Consider the following 16040-nt stretch of genomic DNA (forward strand, 5'->3'; position numbering starts at 1 on the left):
AAACAATACCCGGCAATGCCGGGTATTTTTTTGCCTTAAACCAACGCAAAACACCCCACTACCACCCCACTCAACGCCACCAGCCCCGCAGTCAGCCACAGCGCTTTGGCCGGGAATGATTTACGCAGCATGATAAGCGACGGCAGGCTAATTGCAGGCAGTGTGATGAGCAGCGCCAGCGCCGGCGCGGTGCCCATGCCAGCCAGCATCATGGTCTGCACAATCGGGATCTCAGCCGCCGTTGGGATCACAAACAGGCAGCCTGCAACGGCCATCGCAATGACCCACATCAGCGTGTTGCCTATAGCGCCATCCGCATGTGGGAAAAGCCAAACGCGCGCAGCCCCCAGAACCAGTACCGCAAGGATATAGACCGGGATGGTACTCCAGAAAAGCTGCCATAACGCCTGACCCCAGCGCATGAAGAAACTCCCCTGAGGCTCGCTGACGTTCAGCTCAACTGACGCCGGTTCAACGGCATTATCTTTCACCCATTTTTGTACCAGCGTCGCGACCACCAGCACCGTCAGCAATCCAGCCACCAGACGGATGAACGCAAAATGCCAGCCCAGAACAAAACCCATAAACACCAGCGTCGCCGGGTTTAACAGCGGGTTACCCATCCAGAAAGCCAGCGCGCCGCCCATCGAGACTCGCTGGCGACGCATCCCCGCGGTAACAGGAGCCGCACAGCAGGAGCACATCATGCCCGGCAGAGAGAAAATCGTCCCCAGCAGCGTGCCCTGAAATCGCGACTGTCCAAGGGTTTTCACCAGCCAGTTCCGCGGAATAAGTACCTGAATCAGTGACCCCAGAATGACGCCTAAAACGGCGGCTTTCCAGACGGCAAGGAAGTAGACCATGGCGTAATCCCACGCCGCCTGCAGCGGGCTGGCATCAGCCTGAGCGAGAATAGATTTACCGATACTGTGCGTTTCGGCGGCGGTGAAGGCTTTGCCGTAGTAGGGCTGCCATTTCACATACCAGAGGCCGATAATGACCACAAGAAAGAAGAGCGCGGGCTTCCACCATTGAACAGGTGTTGCCGCCTGAGATGAAGACTGACCAGTCATAGCATTCCCCGGAGAGTAGTAGGTAATTAGCCGGGGGAGTTTACGCCTCGCCCTGCGCGATTTCACGCAGTTTTGCCGAAGGGATAATGTTCACCCCTTCCTTCGAAGGTGAAAGCGCCTCTTTTAGCATCGCGCGTGCGACATCCTGCGCCTCAATGGATTTCCAGTTCCCCGGAAGAATGCGGAATAGCGGTGCAAAAATAGATTCATTAAAACGCCGTTCGTCGCGGTGTCCCAGTAGCATGGAGGGGCGAACAATCGTCAGGTAATCCCATCTCTGCGCAATCAGCGCGTCCTCCATTTTGCCCTTCACGTTGTTGTAGAAAAAAGGCGATCCGGCACTGGCACCCAGCGCGCTGACCACCAGGAAATGTTTCGCCCCAAGCCTTTTGGCCGTGAGTGCAGTATCTACCACCAGTGTGTAGTCCGCATGCACAAACGCCTCTTTACTGCCCGCCTCACGCCGGGTCGTGCCGAGACAACAAAATGCGATATCAATGGGGTCCTGCACCTGTGCCAGCGCGTCCGTCAGCTGCGGATCATGTGGGTTGAAGACGCCGGAGATATCTGCGAGCGGTCGCCGCGTCGGGGCGGCAATATAATTCACTTTGCGCTCCTGAATCAGCAGACGCAGTAAATGCCCGCCCACCAACCCGGTTGCGCCTGTAAGCAGTACCTGACTCATCTTTTCCCCTTTACAGAATTGTCCGTTTGCGAACTTAGCGTGGTTGACCACACTTAGAAGTCTGTTACAGGTAAGTATTTACCACAAGCGGAGAAAAATCAGTCTGAAGCCAAAACAACGGAGGAAGCATGGGCAAAAAAATCGCAGTCTTGATTACCGACGAGTTTGAAGATTCAGAATTCACCTCTCCAGCCGAGGCGTTCCGCAAGGCGGGACATGAGGTCATCACCATTGAGAAAGAAGCGGGCAAAACGGTGAAAGGTCATAAGGGCGAGGCCAGCGTGACCATCGACGAGACTATCGATAACGTTAGCCCGTCAGATTTTGACGCCTTGCTGTTACCTGGCGGCCATTCACCGGATTCCCTGCGCGGCGACGAACGCTTCGTGACCTTTACACGGGACTTTGTCTCTACCGGCAAACCGGTCTTTGCCATCTGCCACGGCCCGCAACTGCTCATCAGCGCTGAGGTTGTACGCGGGCGTAAGCTCACGGCTGTGAAACCGATCGTTATCGATCTGAAAAATGCGGGAGCCGAGTTTTACGATCAGGAAGTGGTCAACGCCAAAGACCAGCTGATCACCAGCCGAACCCCGGACGATCTTCCGGCATTTAACCGCGAAGCGCTACGCCTGCTCGGCGCGTAGCCAGTGCAGCTTCTTGCCAAAGCCCAGGGTATTGTCGGTAAATTTCAGCTCATCAAGGCGGATTTCCCATACCGGGGCTTTTAGCGCAGCGGCAACCGGAAAGCGGCGCGTGTAAAGCTTACGACGCGCGTCGCTCTCTTCTCTGTCCAGACGACGGATTTCCCCTTTAAACTGCAACCCACGGATCATTGCGACCGTTTTAGGCTGGCCATTCACCGTGCCCGCGACCTTCGCCTGCTGGCCAGTCATCTGTGCATGACGTGTCTTATCTTCACTCATGATATAAAAGGCCACACGATCCGGATCGTAGTAGTAAAACGCGTTTGCGCACCACATCTCACCCTCGCTGTACACGCACCAGGTGACGACATGCTGTTTCGCCAGCCAGCGGTTAATGGTGGCCAGTGTTTCCATTTTCATTCTCTCTCATGCTATGGTGCGTTCACCTTAACATACTGAATCTGTTTACCGTGTGCTGGTTTCTCTATCTTGTCCGAACCGCTGATAACGCACTCTACACCGGGATCACTACCGATGTGGCGCGGCGTTTTTTACAACATCAAACGGGAAAAGGGGCAAAAGCACTGCGGGGGAAAGGAGAACTACAACTCGCCTTTTCAGCACCTGTTGGTGACAGATCGCTGGCGCTAAGACTGGAATACCGTATTAAGCAGTTGACGAAGCGCCAGAAAGAGCGCCTCGTGAGCGGAGACGGCTCGTTTGAGGCGCTACGTGAGCGCCTGATTAAAAGCGATTGAAATGGTCGTGGTACTCGACCAGACCATTGACGCCGTTAAGCGCGTCGTCCGCCAGGCGATGGACCTGGAAAGCAGATTCCGTACCCGGCCAGCGGCAGCGCAGATCGTAATGCGCGGCCTGCTCAAAGCCTAAACGACCATAGAACGCCGGATCGCCCAGCGTGACAACGGCTGCATAACCAAACTCATTCAGCGAATCCAGCCCTTCATAGACCAGCTGACGTGCCAGCCCTTGCCCGCGATAGTTTTCATCTACCGCCAGCGGTGCCATTCCCACCCACTGAAGATCTTCGCCCTGAACGATGACCGGACTGAAGGCCACATAGCCGACCACCTGACCTTCGTCATCGGTAGCAACCAGCCCCAGCGTAATTAGGCCGTCTTCACGGAGATCGTGGACCAGTTGGGCCTCGGCATCGCTCTCAAAAGAGCGGCGTAGCAACGCATCAATTCCCGGTGCATCAATCCCAATTTCAACTCGAATCAGCATGGCTCACCTACTGAAGTGTGTTTGCTTTCCGGCGGGCTTTTCAGCCCAGCCTCAACGAAATCTGCCATTTGCATCAACATGACACGCAGCGCTTTTGGCATCTGCTCCAGCTCAATGGCATCCATTAAATTCTTAACGTACAGGCCCAGCTCCGTATCGCCTTCAATGACCAGACGACGCTGGAAGAAGAGCGTATCCGGATCTTGCTTACGCGCGGCAATCATCAGCAGATCTCTGGCGTTGGCGCTAAAGCTCACATCCGCGTCAGCGGATTCACGTACGATCAGCTGGTCATTCTCAACGGAGGTAAACCAACGTAGCCCGATGTCACGCACTTCAATGCTTAGCCAGCGGCCTTCCAGAAACTCCAGCTCGCCGTCCTGCAGCGCCTGGCGGAACTGCCAGCTCAGGACCTGCTCCAGCACCTGACGTTTAAGTGCGAACGGTGCCAGCTTGACCGGCACGCTCAGCATTGATGGACCAAATTGTACGAGACGTGAACGCAGTTTATCCAGCACGAGCTTTACTCCCTGATATCTATAGTCCTGCTATTTTGCCATATCCGAAGCGCAACATAGCGGCGTAAATCAACAAACCGTCGTCCGCCGTACCTCATTATTGGTGCCATCAATACGCCATTAGCTGCCTTAAATCAAAAATTGTCGCGTATGGGTTAATTAAAATCCCAGCTCGTTAACAATTTTGCGATCGACTACATCAGGATAAATTATGGAGCTGCTCTGCCCAGCCGGAAACCTTCCGGCGCTTAAGGCGGCCATCGAAAATGGGGCCGATGCGGTCTATATCGGGCTGAAAGATGACACCAACGCCCGCCATTTTGCTGGCCTCAACTTTACGGAGAAAAAGCTTCAGGAAGCCGTTAACTTCGTTCACCAGCACCGCCGCAAACTGCATATCGCCATCAATACTTTTGCCCATCCTGATGGCTATGCCCGCTGGCAGCGTGCGGTGGATATGGCGGCACAACTGGGTGCGGATGCGCTAATCCTGGCCGACCTCGCTATGCTTGAGTATGCGGCAGAACGCTATCCCCATATTGAGCGCCATGTCTCTGTTCAGGCATCTGCCACTAACGAAGAGGCCGTGCGTTTTTACCATCAACACTTTGACGTGGCCCGCGTGGTGTTGCCGCGTGTGCTCTCTATTCATCAGGTTAAGCAACTCGCGCGCGTCACGCCAGTGCCGCTGGAAGTTTTTGCTTTTGGTAGCCTGTGCATCATGGCTGAAGGCCGTTGCTATCTTTCCTCTTATTTAACCGGTGAATCGCCGAATACCGTCGGGGCCTGCTCCCCTGCCCGCTTTGTTCGCTGGCAGCAGACGCCGCAGGGGCTGGAGTCTCGTCTGAATGAAGTACTGATCGACCGCTATCAGGATGGTGAAAACGCTGGCTATCCGACGCTGTGTAAAGGTCGCTATCTGGTCGATGGCGAGCGTTACCACGCGCTGGAAGAACCCACCAGCCTCAACACGCTGGAACTGCTGCCGGAACTGCTGGCGGCCAATATTGCCTCGGTAAAAATCGAAGGTCGCCAGCGCAGCCCGGCGTACGTGAGCCAGGTGGCGAAAGTCTGGCGTCAGGCCATCGACCGCTGCATGGCCGATCCGCAGAACTACGCCCCACAACCGGCCTGGATGGAGACGCTCGGCTCGATGTCCGAAGGCACGCAAACCACGCTTGGCGCGTATCACCGTAAATGGCAGTGAGATAACCATGAAATATTCATTAGGGCCGGTGCTCTACTACTGGTCAAAAGAGACGCTGGAAGATTTTTACCAACAGGCCGCCACCAGCAGCGCCGATGTGATTTATCTCGGTGAAGCCGTGTGCAGCAAACGCCGCGCCACTAAGGTCGGCGACTGGCTGGATATGGCAAAAAACCTGGCCGGAAGCGGCAAACAGGTGGTGCTTTCAACGCTCGCACTGGTACAAGCCTCTTCCGAACTGGGAGAACTGAAGCGTTACGTTGAGAACGGCGAGTTCCTGCTGGAAGCGAGCGATCTGGGCGTGGTGAACATGTGCGCTGAACGCAAGTTGCCGTTTGTCGCGGGTCATGCGCTGAACTGCTATAACGCCGTCACCCTGCGTCTGCTGCTCAAACAGGGGATGACGCGCTGGTGCATGCCGGTAGAACTCTCCCGCGACTGGCTGGTAAACCTGCTGACTCAGTGCGAAGAGTTAGGCATTCGCAATCAGTTTGAAGTGGAAGTGCTCAGTTACGGCCACCTGCCGCTGGCCTACTCTGCCCGTTGCTTTACCGCGCGCTCGGAAGATCGCCCGAAAGACGAGTGCGAAACCTGCTGCATCAAGTACCCGAACGGGCGCAGCATGCTGTCTCAGGAGAATCAGCAGGTATTTGTTCTGAACGGTATTCAGACCATGAGCGGTTATGTCTATAACCTGGGCAATGAGCTGGCATCGATGAACGGGCTGGTAGACATGGTGCGTCTGTCGCCGCTGGATACCAGCGTGTTCGCAATGCTGGACGCCTTCCGCGCCAATGAAAACGGGACATCTCCGCTGCCGCTGACCGCTAACAGCGACTGCAACGGTTACTGGAAGCGCCTCGCCGGGCTGGAACTGCAGGCATAGCGATAAAGTGTAAAGGCTCACTTTGTTAACAACGGTTATTAATTTTTAATGCACTATTAAAAGATTCACCGTCGACAAAGTGAGCTGTTATGACTGATAAAACCATTCCGTTTTCGGTGCTGGATCTGGCGCCGATCCCACAAGGCTCCTCAGCGGGCGAGGCCTTTTCCCACTCTCTGGATCTTGCTCTTCTTGCCGAAAAACGTGGCTATCACCGCTACTGGCTGGCGGAACACCACAATATGGTGGGTATCGCCAGTGCCGCGACATCAGTACTGATTGGCTATCTGGCGGCGAACACCACCACGCTGCATCTCGGATCCGGTGGCGTCATGCTGCCGAACCATGCGCCCCTGGTGATTGCCGAGCAGTTTGGTACGCTCAATACCCTCTATCCAGGGCGCATTGATTTAGGGCTTGGCCGTGCGCCGGGCAGCGATCAACCGACCATGCGCGCGCTACGTCGCCATATGAGTGGGGATATCGACAACTTCCCACGCGATGTGGCGGAACTGGTGGACTGGTTCGATGCGCGGGACCCGAACCCACACGTGCGCCCGGTTCCGGGCTACGGCGAGAAGATCCCGGTGTGGTTGCTGGGCTCAAGCCTCTACAGCGCACAGCTTGCCGCACAGCTGGGGCTGCCATTTGCGTTTGCCTCACACTTCGCGCCGGATATGCTGCATCAGGCGCTGCATCTCTACCGCACGAACTTCAAACCATCTGAACGTCTGGAAAAACCGTACGCGATGGTGTGTATCAACATCATTGCCGCCGACAGCAATCGCGACGCGGAATTCCTGTTCACCTCCATGCAGCAGGCGTTTGTGAAGCTGCGCCGCGGCGAGACGGGTCAACTCCCGCCACCGGTGGAGAATATGCATCAGCTGTGGTCCGCTTCCGAGCAGTATGGCGTGCAGCAGGCGCTGAGCATGTCTCTGGTGGGCGATAAGGCGAAAGTGCGTCACGGGCTTGAAGCGGTGCTGCGTGAAACGCAGGCGGATGAGATTATGGTTAACGGCCAGATTTTCGATCACCAGGCGCGTTTGCATTCGTTTGAGCTGGCGATGCAGGTGAAAGAAGAAATGTAGGGAAGTGTGTTTTGTTACTCCGGCCCTCTCCCAAAGGGAGAGGGTGAAAAGAGGCGTTTACTGATACACAGGCAACAGGTTAAAGCTCGACAGCACGTGCACCAGCGCGTTACCGATACCAAACACCAGAATCAGCACAATCATTGGCTTGCCGCCCCAGACGCGGAATTTAGGGCTGCCGAAGCGTTTACGTGATTTTCGCGCCAGCAGCGCCGGCACAATTGCCGCCCAGATGGTTGCCGCCAGTCCGGCATAGCCGATGGCATACAGGAAGCCGTTCGGCCACAGCAGGCCACCCACAATCGGTGGCAGGAAGGTCAGCAGCGCGGTTTTGAAGCGCCCCATAGCAGAATCATCAAAGCCAAACAGATCCGCCAGGTAGTCAAACAGGCCCAGCGTTACGCCGAGGAAAGAGCTCGCCACGGCAAAGTTGGAGAACACCACCAGCAAGAGATCCAGACTACGGCTGTTCAGTACGCCGCTCAGTGCCTGCACCAGCACATCGATGTTACCGCCCTTCTGCGCAATGCCGATAAATTCCGGACGCGGGATATTACCCATCGTCCCCAGCAGCCAAATCACATACAGACCCAACGCCAGCAGCGTACCGTAGACCAGGCATTTCACAATCGTACGCGGATCTTTGCCGTAGTACTTCATCAGGCTCGGCACATTGCCGTGGTAGCCGAACGACGCCAGACAGAACGGTAGCGTCATCAGCAGGTACGGCGTATAGGAGGTATTCACTTCGGCAACGTTAAACAGTGTAGCGGGAGTGACGTGCCCCAGCAGGCTGCCGAAGGTCAGGAAGAAGGTGATGACCTTAGCACCCAGCACAATCGCCGTCATGCGGCTCACCGCTTTGGTACTCATCCAGACGATAAACGCCACGCCAAGGGCAAAACACAGCCCCGCCAGACGCGCCGGAACGTTCAGCGACATCTCCGAAAAGGTGTGATGCAGAATCGAGCCGCTTGCTGAAATATATGCGTAGGTCAGGATGTAAAGCACAAACGCGATGGAGAGGCCGTTCACCAGGTTCCAGCCTTTACCTAAAAGATCTTTGGTAATGGTGTCGAAGCTCGAACCAATACGGTAGTTCAGGTTCGCTTCGAGGATCATCAGCCCGGAATGGAGCATACAGAACCAGGTAAAGACCAGCGCCGCCAGCGACCAGAAGAACCACGCACCGGACATGACCACGGGCAGGGAGAACATCCCGGCCCCAATAATGGTTCCGCCGATGATCACCACGCCGCCAAGCAGCGAAGGTGACGTTTGTGTGGTGGTTAGTGTCGCCATACAGCCATTTCTCCAGTCAATAATGCGGTGATGCATTTTAATGTGCAGCACTGTACCAGTACAGGAGTACAAAAGAAATAAAAAAAGCCCCGATAGCGTTTATCGGGGCTGTATATTTTACTTTACGTCAGTGGCGTAAGGCTTACGCGTCACGACGACGGCTTGAACCTTCGTCACGACGTGGGCCACGGTTTTCACGGCGCTCGCCGGAGAAACGACGACCTTCACCGCCACGACCTTCGCTGCGACCACCTTCACGACGCTCACCACCGAAACCGCGACCACCGCCACGACGTTCGCCGCCACGGTCAGGACGTGGCTGTGCATCGCCCAGCAGCTGCATGTTCATCGGCTTGTTCAGGATGCGGGTGCGAGTAAAGTGCTGCAGTACTTCGCCCGGCATGCCTTTTGGCAGCTCAATGGTAGAGTGGGATGCGAACAGCTTGATGTTACCAATGTAACGGCTGCTGATGTCGCCTTCGTTAGCGATCGCGCCAACGATATGACGAACTTCAACACCATCATCACGGCCCACCTCAATGCGGTATAGCTCCATGTCGCCCGCGTCACGACGCTCACGACGTGGACGGTCTTCACCACCGCGCTCTGGACGGTCGCCACGTGGGCCACGATCGTTACGGTCGCCACGACGTTCGAAGCGATCGTCACGGTCACGGAATTCACGCTTAGGACGCATTGGTGCATCTGGTGGCACGATCAGGCTACGTTCGCCTTGCGCCATTTTCAGCAGTGCTGCAGCCAGGGTTTCCATATCCAGCTCTTCGCCTTCAGCGGTTGGCTGAATCTGCGACAGCAGTGCACGGTACTGATCCAGATCGCTGCTTTCCAGCTGCTGCTGAACTTTCGCGGCGAATTTCTCCAGACGGCGTTTGCCCAGCAGTTCTGCGTTTGGCAGGTCAGCTTCTGGAATGGTCAGCTTCATGGTGCGTTCGATGTTACGCAGCAGACGACGCTCACGGTTCTCAACGAACAGCAGAGCACGACCCGCACGACCCGCACGACCGGTACGGCCGATACGGTGAACGTAAGACTCGGAGTCCATCGGGATGTCGTAGTTAACAACCAGGCTGATACGCTCAACGTCCAGACCACGTGCTGCCACGTCGGTTGCAATCAGGATATCCAGACGACCGTCTTTCAGACGCTCCAGAGTCTGCTCACGCAGAGCCTGATTCATGTCGCCGTTCAGCGCTGCGCTGTTGTAGCCGCTACGCTCAAGCGCTTCAGCCACTTCCAGGGTCGCGTTTTTGGTACGAACGAAGATAATCGCCGCATCAAAATCTTCCGCTTCCAGGAAACGTACCAGCGCTTCGTTTTTGCGCATGCCGTATACAGACCAGTAGCTCTGGCTGATGTCCGGGCGAGTGGTGACGCTGGACTGAATACGCACTTCCTGCGGCTCTTTCATGAAGCGGCGGGTAATGCGACGAATCGCTTCTGGCATGGTTGCAGAGAACAGCGCGGTCTGATGACCGTCCGGGATCTGCGCCATGATAGTTTCTACGTCTTCGATGAAGCCCATACGCAGCATTTCATCTGCTTCATCCAGTACCAGGCCGCTCAGTTTAGAGAGGTCCAGAGTACCGCGCTTCAGGTGATCCAGCAGACGGCCCGGCGTACCGACAACAATCTGTGGGCCCTGGCGCAGGGCGCGTAACTGCACGTCATAACGCTGGCCGCCGTACAGGGCTACCACGTTTACGCCGCGCATATGTTTAGAGAATTCCGTCATTGCTTCAGCAACCTGAACAGCCAGTTCACGGGTTGGAGCCAGGACGAGGATCTGCGGTGCACGCAGGTCCGGATCAATGTTGTTCAGCAGCGGCAGCGAGAACGCCGCAGTTTTACCGCTACCAGTCTGGGCCATGCCCAGCACGTCACGACCAGAGAGCAGATGTGGGATACATTCTGCCTGGATCGGAGATGGTTTTTCGTAACCCAGATCGTTAAGGGCTTCAAGGATAGGAGCCTTCAGGCCCAGATCTGCAAAAGTGGTTTCGAATTCAGCCATGTAGTACGAGTGCCTCAATGTCAATGGCGGCCAGTCTACTTAGCTCATCGTGAAAATGATCTGCAATTTTCATTGAAAAGTGTGAACCGGCTCAAATTAGATGTATTGACGAACAACAACGCCCTCACCAGTTAAGGTGATGGCAATCAAAAGATTACGGGCTGATGTTTATGTCGTCAGCTATTGCTGGTCCGATTCTGCCAGGTCGTCTTGCTCCTGGCCCAAGAGCGATAATTCCAACAATGCATAACGGTGCTCAACGAAGTTGTGTACGTTGTTAGCAACCGCTAATTTGAACAGTGCCGTAGCGCTGTCCTTATCCCCCAGACTTAGGTAGTACTTACCTAAATAGAAGTTGGTTTCACTGAGATGCTCAGCGAGCGAGGTGTTATCCGTTGCGTCCGCCTTGAGGCGTTCCATCAGCGTTGCTTCGCTGATGTTGCCCAGGTAGAACTCGACAATGTTCCATCCCCACTGTTCCTTGTCCGATTTATCGAAGCGCTGTTTCAGTGCCTCTTTTGCCTGCTTCTCATCGAGCTTCCGCTCAACGATGTAAAGCCACAGGCTACGGAAAGGATCATTAGGATCGTCTTGATAAAACGCCAGCAGATCATCTTGCGCTAACTTGTCACGACCGCCGTAATATAATGCGATACCGCGATTCAAGTGCGCGTAGTTGTAAGTTGGATCAAGCTCAAGTACAGAATCAAACGCTTCATAGGCAGCATCAAAATTGCCTGCCTGCGTTAAATAAATGCCTAAGTAATTGAATACTTCAGGCATATCAGGTCGGATTGCCAGCGCTTGTGAAAAATCATTTCGCGCCAATGCCCTCAGACCGAGACTATCATACAACACTCCGCGCTCATATAAAAGCTGTGCGCGTTCGTCATCGGTTAAAGCCCGACTGGCAAGAATTTGTTCCATGCGTGCCAGAATCACTTCCTGCTGCAAAGTCGGTTGCAATGGCACTGCGAGGACTTCGCTCTTACGCCAGGCAGAGTTGCTGCATCCTGCCAGCGTTAGAGCTGTCGCAACGAAACACCAGCGCAAAAAAGGCTTCATTTCCCACTCCCGAAGACAACTATTGGATGAACGTCCTGTCCCCCGGCGGCTTAACAAGGCGTCCTGCCTGATAATAGGCCCTCCGCAAAGCGGAGGGCAAATGGCAACTTACTCGCCTTGCTGTTCTGCTGCCTGTGCTTCTGGCGCAGCAGCTGGCTGAGACTGCTCGGTTGCTTCTTTAATGCTCAGACGGATACGGCCCTGGCGGTCAACTTCCAGAACTTTAACCGGTACTTCCTGGCCCATCTGCAGATAATCGGTCACTTTCTCAACGCGCTTGTCAGCGATCTGAGAGATGTGAACCAGACCTTCTTTACCGCCACCGATGGCAACGAACGCGCCAAAGTCAACGATACGAGTCACTTTACCTGCATAGACGCGGCCCACTTCGATTTCTGCAGTGATTTCTTCGATACGACGGATAGCGAATTTCGCTTTCTCGCCATCGGTTGCTGCGATCTTCACAGTACCGTCATCTTCGATTTCGATGGTGGTGCCGGTCTCCTCGGTCAGAGCACGGATTACGGAACCGCCCTTACCGATAACATCTTTGATCTTGTCTGGATTGATCTTGATGGTGTGAATACGCGGTGCGAATTCAGAGATATCACCGCGTGGCGCGTTGATAGCCTGTTCCATCACGCCCAGGATGTGCAGACGTGCACCTTTAGCCTGGTTCAGAGCAACCTGCATGATCTCTTTGGTGATACCTTCAATTTTGATATCCATCTGCAGCGCAGAGATACCGTCGCGGGAACCCGCCACTTTGAAGTCCATATCGCCCAGGTGGTCTTCGTCGCCCAGAATGTCAGACAGAACAACAAAGTTGTCGCCTTCTTTCACCAGACCCATTGCGATACCCGCAACAGCGGCTTTGATTGGCACGCCTGCATCCATCAGCGCCAGAGAGGCACCACACACGGAAGCCATAGAAGAAGAACCGTTAGATTCGGTGATTTCAGAAACCACACGAACGGTGTACGGGAATTTGTCTGCGTCTGGCATCACTGCCAGCACACCGCGCTTCGCCAGACGACCGTGACCAATTTCACGACGCTTCGGTGAACCCACCATACCGGTTTCACCTACGGAGTACGGAGGGAAGTTATAGTGGAACAGGAAGCTGTCAGTACGCTCGCCCATCAGTTCGTCGATGATCTGTGCATCACGGGCAGTACCCAGAGTTGCCGTCACCAGCGCCTGAGTTTCACCGCGGGTGAACAGCGCAGAACCGTGAGTACGTGGCAGTACGCCAGTACGAACGTCCAGACCACGGATCATGTCTTTTTCGCGACCATCAATACGCGGCTCACCAGCCAGAACGCGGCCACGAACAACGTTTTTCTCGATTGCGTGCAGGATTTCGCCAATTTCGTTAGCGTCCAGCGTTTCGTCTTCAGCAACCAGGGCAGCGGTAACGTCAGATTTGATCACGTCAACCTGAGCGTAACGCTCCTGTTTGTCAGTGATACGGTACGCATCGCTCAGACGAGATTCTGCCAGCGCAGCAACGCGTGCGTTCAGCGCGTCGTTTGCCGCTTCTGGCTGCCAGTCCCAACGTGGCTTACCGGCTTCTTTCACCAGGTCGTTGATGTTCTGGATAACAACCTGCTGCTGGTCGTGACCAAATACCACAGCGCCCAGCATCTGGTCTTCGCTCAGCAGTTCAGCTTCGGATTCAACCATCAGCACTGCCGCTTCAGTACCGGCAACCACCAGGTCCAGCTTACTTTCTTTCAGCTCTTCCTGAGTTGGGTTCAGTACGTACTGGTCGTTGATGTAACCGACGCGCGCGGCACCGATTGGGCCATTGAATGGAATACCAGACAGTGACAGGGCAGCAGATGCACCGATCATCGCTACGATGTCCGGGTTAACCTGTGGGTTAACGGAAACAACGGTCGCGATAACCTGAACTTCGTTCACGAAACCTTCCGGGAACAGCGGGCGAACCGGGCGGTCAATCAGACGCGCGATCAGGGTTTCGCCTTCGCTTGGACGGCCTTCACGACGGAAGAAACCACCTGGGATTTTACCGGCAGCGTAAGTACGCTCCTGGTAGTTAACGGTCAGCGGGAAGAAGTCCTGACCTGGTTTTGCTTTTTTCTGGCCCACTACGGTCACGAATACCGCGGTGTCATCCATGCTTACCATAACGGCAGCAGTAGCCTGACGTGCCATCATGCCGGTTTCCAGCGTGACGGTATGTTGACCATACTGGAATTTACGAACGATCGGATTCAGCAAAGTTCTGTCCTTTCTTAAATGTTTGACAGCACACCCACGGCGTGCTGTCGATTTAACCCGACCTTCTTCGCATCCTCGCGACTAATGACAACCGACACCCTCATGGGTGAAGCCTCTCATTAGCCGCGCGAACCTCTGCAATGAAGATCATTTATAGCAACAATACAATAGTTTCCAGTGAATTGCTGCCGTCTGGTTGAAAAAAGGGGCCATCAGGCCCCCTTTTCTGAAACTCGCAAGACTTAGCGACGCAGACCCAGACGCTCGATCAGCGCGGTGTAGCGTGCAACATCTTTACGTTTCAGGTAGTCGAGCAGTTTACGACGCTGAGAAACCATGCGCAGCAGACCACGACGGCTGTGGTGATCTTTTTTGTGCTCTGCAAAGTGACCCTGCAGGTGGTTAATCTGTGCAGTCAGCAGTGCAACCTGAACTTCGGTAGAACCGCTGTCGTTAGTACCACGACCAAACTCAGAAACGATTTTAGCTTTAGCTTCAACGCTTAGAGACATTTTCAAACTCCAAAGTATAAAGAATGTAAGGATGCCGATCTCTAATTCAGCAATCCAATGTACGCCCCGCAGATTGTTAAACAATTTACCAGGCGTTAAGCGGCAATATTCTACTCGTCTCCCCTGCTTATCGCAAGGTGAGCCGTTATCGCCGTCACGCTTCTACCGGGTATTCGACGACCAGACGGCGCGGCGCAACGCGCCCTTCACCATCCATTTCGCCCATCCCAATAAACTTACCTTCATCACCTTCAGTCACGCGTACCAGACCTTCCAGCGGCGCATCAGCCGTACGAACCGGGTTTCCGTTCTTAAAGTAAACGGACGATGTTAAAGGAAGATTAACTACAGGGAAGTCTGCTGCCGGACTATCCATCGGCATCAGCAATGGATCCAGTAAATCTGCCGGAGCAATCCCCTGGGCTTCAGCCTGTTCAACCAACGCGCGAAGATGTTCAAGAGTCACCATCCGCTCTACTGGATACTTACTCACCGCAAGGCGGCGCAGGTAGATAACATGCGCGCCGCAGCCCAGTTTTTCACCGAGATCGTCGATGATGGTGCGAATATAGGTGCCTTTCGAACAGTGTACTTCCAGCTCCAGCTCATCCCCTTCGTGGCGAATAAACAGCAGCTCATACACGGTTATCGGACGGGCTTCACGCGGGACTTCAATGCCCTGGCGTGCATATTCGTAGAGTTTTTTTCCCTGATATTTCAGCGCCGAATACATCGACGGCACCTGCATCGTGTCTCCACGGAAGCTCTCCAGCGCAGCATCAAGCTGTTCCGCGCTGAATGTCACCGGACGCTCTTCTACCACCTGGCCGTCCGCGTCGGAGGTATCCGTACGCTGGCCAAGCTTTGCAATCACGCGGTAACGCTTATCGGAGTCGAGCAGGTACTGGGAAAACTTTGTCGCCTCCCCCAGACAAACCGGCAGCATACCGGTTGCCAGAGGGTCCAGCGCACCGGTGTGACCCGCACGGTTGGCGTTAAAAATACGCTTAACTTTTTGCAGCACGTCGTTGCTGGAAGCGCCCTGGGGTTTATCCAGCAGCAGCACACCATGCACGTCGCGACCACGACGACGAGGACGACTCATTAGTCCTCCTTGCTGTCGTCCGCTGGGTTAACACGACGTTCGTCGTCATGTTTCACCACGCTGGTTACCAGGTTAGACATACGCATACCTTCGACCAGCGAGTTGTCGTAGAAGAAGGTCAGCTCAGGCACGATACGCAGACGCATCGCTTTACCAAGCAGAGAGCGGATGAAACCAGAGGCTTCCTGAAGGGCTTTGATACCGTTTTTAACTGCGGCTTCATCCTGATCGTTCAGGAAAGTCACGAACACTTTGGCATACGCCAGGTCACGGGACATTTCTACGCCAGACACGGTGGTCATCATACCCACGCGAGGGTCTTTAATTTCACGTTGCAGAATGAGGGCGATCTCTTTCTGCATTTCCTGCGCTACGCGCTGAGGGCGACCAAATTCTTTCGCCATAATAAATTCTCCAGACAA

18 protein-coding genes are annotated in these 16040 nt (G+C 54.8%); 5 read left to right on the plus strand and 13 right to left on the minus strand.

The features are described 5' to 3' along the window. Nucleotides 1-35: 35 nt before the first annotated feature. Nucleotides 36-1073 carry a permease gene (locus AAHF05_RS19795; RefSeq protein WP_129324182.1) on the minus strand — a complete coding sequence of 346 codons (1038 nt, stop codon included), beginning with the start codon at nt 1071-1073 and terminating at the stop codon, nt 36-38. Between the two features lie 40 nt (nt 1074-1113). Next, nucleotides 1114-1758, minus strand: a complete 645-nt coding sequence (locus AAHF05_RS19800) for an NAD(P)H-binding protein (protein WP_049007614.1) — start codon at nt 1756-1758, stop codon at nt 1114-1116. Between the two features lie 128 nt (nt 1759-1886). On the opposite strand from AAHF05_RS19800, the gene AAHF05_RS19805 reads away from it, so the two are divergent. Then, nucleotides 1887-2405 carry a type 1 glutamine amidotransferase domain-containing protein gene (locus tag AAHF05_RS19805; RefSeq protein ID WP_129324183.1) on the plus strand — a complete coding sequence of 173 codons (519 nt, stop codon included), beginning with the start codon at nt 1887-1889 and terminating at the stop codon, nt 2403-2405. Here the strand turns inward: AAHF05_RS19805 and AAHF05_RS19810 are convergent. Continuing rightward, a complete protein-coding gene (locus AAHF05_RS19810; protein WP_129324214.1) occupies nt 2385-2819 on the minus strand; it encodes a YhbP family protein in 435 nt (144 codons plus the stop codon). The two genes, AAHF05_RS19805 and AAHF05_RS19810, sit on opposite strands and share 21 nt — an antisense overlap. A gap of 14 nt (nt 2820-2833) precedes the next feature. On the opposite strand from AAHF05_RS19810, the gene AAHF05_RS19815 reads away from it, so the two are divergent. Continuing rightward, a complete protein-coding gene (locus AAHF05_RS19815; RefSeq protein ID WP_080282778.1) occupies nt 2834-3163 on the plus strand; it encodes a GIY-YIG nuclease family protein in 330 nt (109 codons plus the stop codon). Here the strand turns inward: AAHF05_RS19815 and AAHF05_RS19820 are convergent. Continuing rightward, nucleotides 3150-3653: a GNAT family N-acetyltransferase gene (locus AAHF05_RS19820; protein ID WP_028017056.1), complete on the minus strand. Its 504-nt coding sequence runs from the start codon at nt 3651-3653 to the stop codon at nt 3150-3152. The two genes, AAHF05_RS19815 and AAHF05_RS19820, sit on opposite strands and share 14 nt — an antisense overlap. Beyond that, nucleotides 3647-4171, minus strand: a complete 525-nt coding sequence (locus AAHF05_RS19825) for an SCP2 domain-containing protein (RefSeq protein WP_129324184.1) — start codon at nt 4169-4171, stop codon at nt 3647-3649. Before AAHF05_RS19825 ends, AAHF05_RS19820 begins: the two co-directional genes overlap by 7 nt. A 211-nt stretch (nt 4172-4382) precedes the next feature. Between AAHF05_RS19825 and AAHF05_RS19830 the strand changes: the two genes are divergently transcribed. The 3 genes from AAHF05_RS19830 to AAHF05_RS19840 all read left to right on the plus strand — a co-directional run bounded on the left by AAHF05_RS19830 (nt 4383) and on the right by AAHF05_RS19840 (nt 7355). Next, nucleotides 4383-5378, plus strand: a complete 996-nt coding sequence (locus AAHF05_RS19830) for a peptidase U32 family protein (RefSeq protein WP_028017054.1) — start codon at nt 4383-4385, stop codon at nt 5376-5378. Nucleotides 5379-5385: 7 nt separating this feature from the next. After that, nucleotides 5386-6264 carry a U32 family peptidase gene (locus AAHF05_RS19835; protein ID WP_108091078.1) on the plus strand — a complete coding sequence of 293 codons (879 nt, stop codon included), beginning with the start codon at nt 5386-5388 and terminating at the stop codon, nt 6262-6264. A gap of 89 nt (nt 6265-6353) precedes the next feature. Next, nucleotides 6354-7355 carry a luciferase-like monooxygenase gene (locus AAHF05_RS19840; protein ID WP_108091079.1) on the plus strand — a complete coding sequence of 334 codons (1002 nt, stop codon included), beginning with the start codon at nt 6354-6356 and terminating at the stop codon, nt 7353-7355. Nucleotides 7356-7412: 57 nt separating this feature from the next. Here the strand turns inward: AAHF05_RS19840 and mtr are convergent, their stop codons facing one another. From mtr to rbfA, 8 genes are all read right to left on the minus strand, one after another. After that, a complete protein-coding gene (mtr, locus tag AAHF05_RS19845; RefSeq protein ID WP_129324185.1) occupies nt 7413-8657 on the minus strand; it encodes a tryptophan permease in 1245 nt (414 codons plus the stop codon). A gap of 142 nt (nt 8658-8799) precedes the next feature. Then, nucleotides 8800-10689 carry a DEAD/DEAH family ATP-dependent RNA helicase gene (locus AAHF05_RS19850; RefSeq protein ID WP_028017050.1) on the minus strand — a complete coding sequence of 630 codons (1890 nt, stop codon included), beginning with the start codon at nt 10687-10689 and terminating at the stop codon, nt 8800-8802. Then, nucleotides 10682-10762: a protein YrbN gene (gene yrbN, locus AAHF05_RS19855; RefSeq protein ID WP_097533792.1), complete on the minus strand. Its 81-nt coding sequence runs from the start codon at nt 10760-10762 to the stop codon at nt 10682-10684. The genes AAHF05_RS19850 and yrbN overlap by 8 nt, the downstream gene beginning before the upstream one ends. A 107-nt stretch (nt 10763-10869) precedes the next feature. Then, nucleotides 10870-11754, minus strand: coding sequence for a lipoprotein NlpI (nlpI, locus tag AAHF05_RS19860; protein WP_008501476.1), 885 nt, complete (start codon nt 11752-11754; stop codon nt 10870-10872). Nucleotides 11755-11862: 108 nt separating this feature from the next. After that, nucleotides 11863-14001: a polyribonucleotide nucleotidyltransferase gene (gene pnp / locus AAHF05_RS19865; protein ID WP_129324186.1), complete on the minus strand. Its 2139-nt coding sequence runs from the start codon at nt 13999-14001 to the stop codon at nt 11863-11865. Nucleotides 14002-14243: 242 nt separating this feature from the next. Next, entirely contained in the window at nt 14244-14513 is a 270-nt protein-coding gene (rpsO, locus tag AAHF05_RS19870) for a 30S ribosomal protein S15 (RefSeq protein ID WP_003861789.1), read from the minus strand. Between the two features lie 154 nt (nt 14514-14667). Continuing rightward, nucleotides 14668-15618, minus strand: a complete 951-nt coding sequence (gene truB, locus AAHF05_RS19875) for a tRNA pseudouridine(55) synthase TruB (protein ID WP_028017048.1) — start codon at nt 15616-15618, stop codon at nt 14668-14670. Further along, the gene (gene rbfA, locus AAHF05_RS19880) at nt 15618-16022 is read right to left on the minus strand and encodes a 30S ribosome-binding factor RbfA (protein WP_003024988.1); all 405 of its coding nucleotides are present in this window, start codon (nt 16020-16022) and stop codon (nt 15618-15620) included. Before rbfA ends, truB begins: the two co-directional genes overlap by 1 nt. Between the last annotated feature and the right edge of the window lie 18 nt (nt 16023-16040).

The organism is Enterobacter adelaidei (genome assembly GCF_041937165.1).
In the GTDB taxonomy this organism is placed as follows: Bacteria; Pseudomonadota; Gammaproteobacteria; order Enterobacterales; family Enterobacteriaceae; genus Enterobacter; species Enterobacter adelaidei.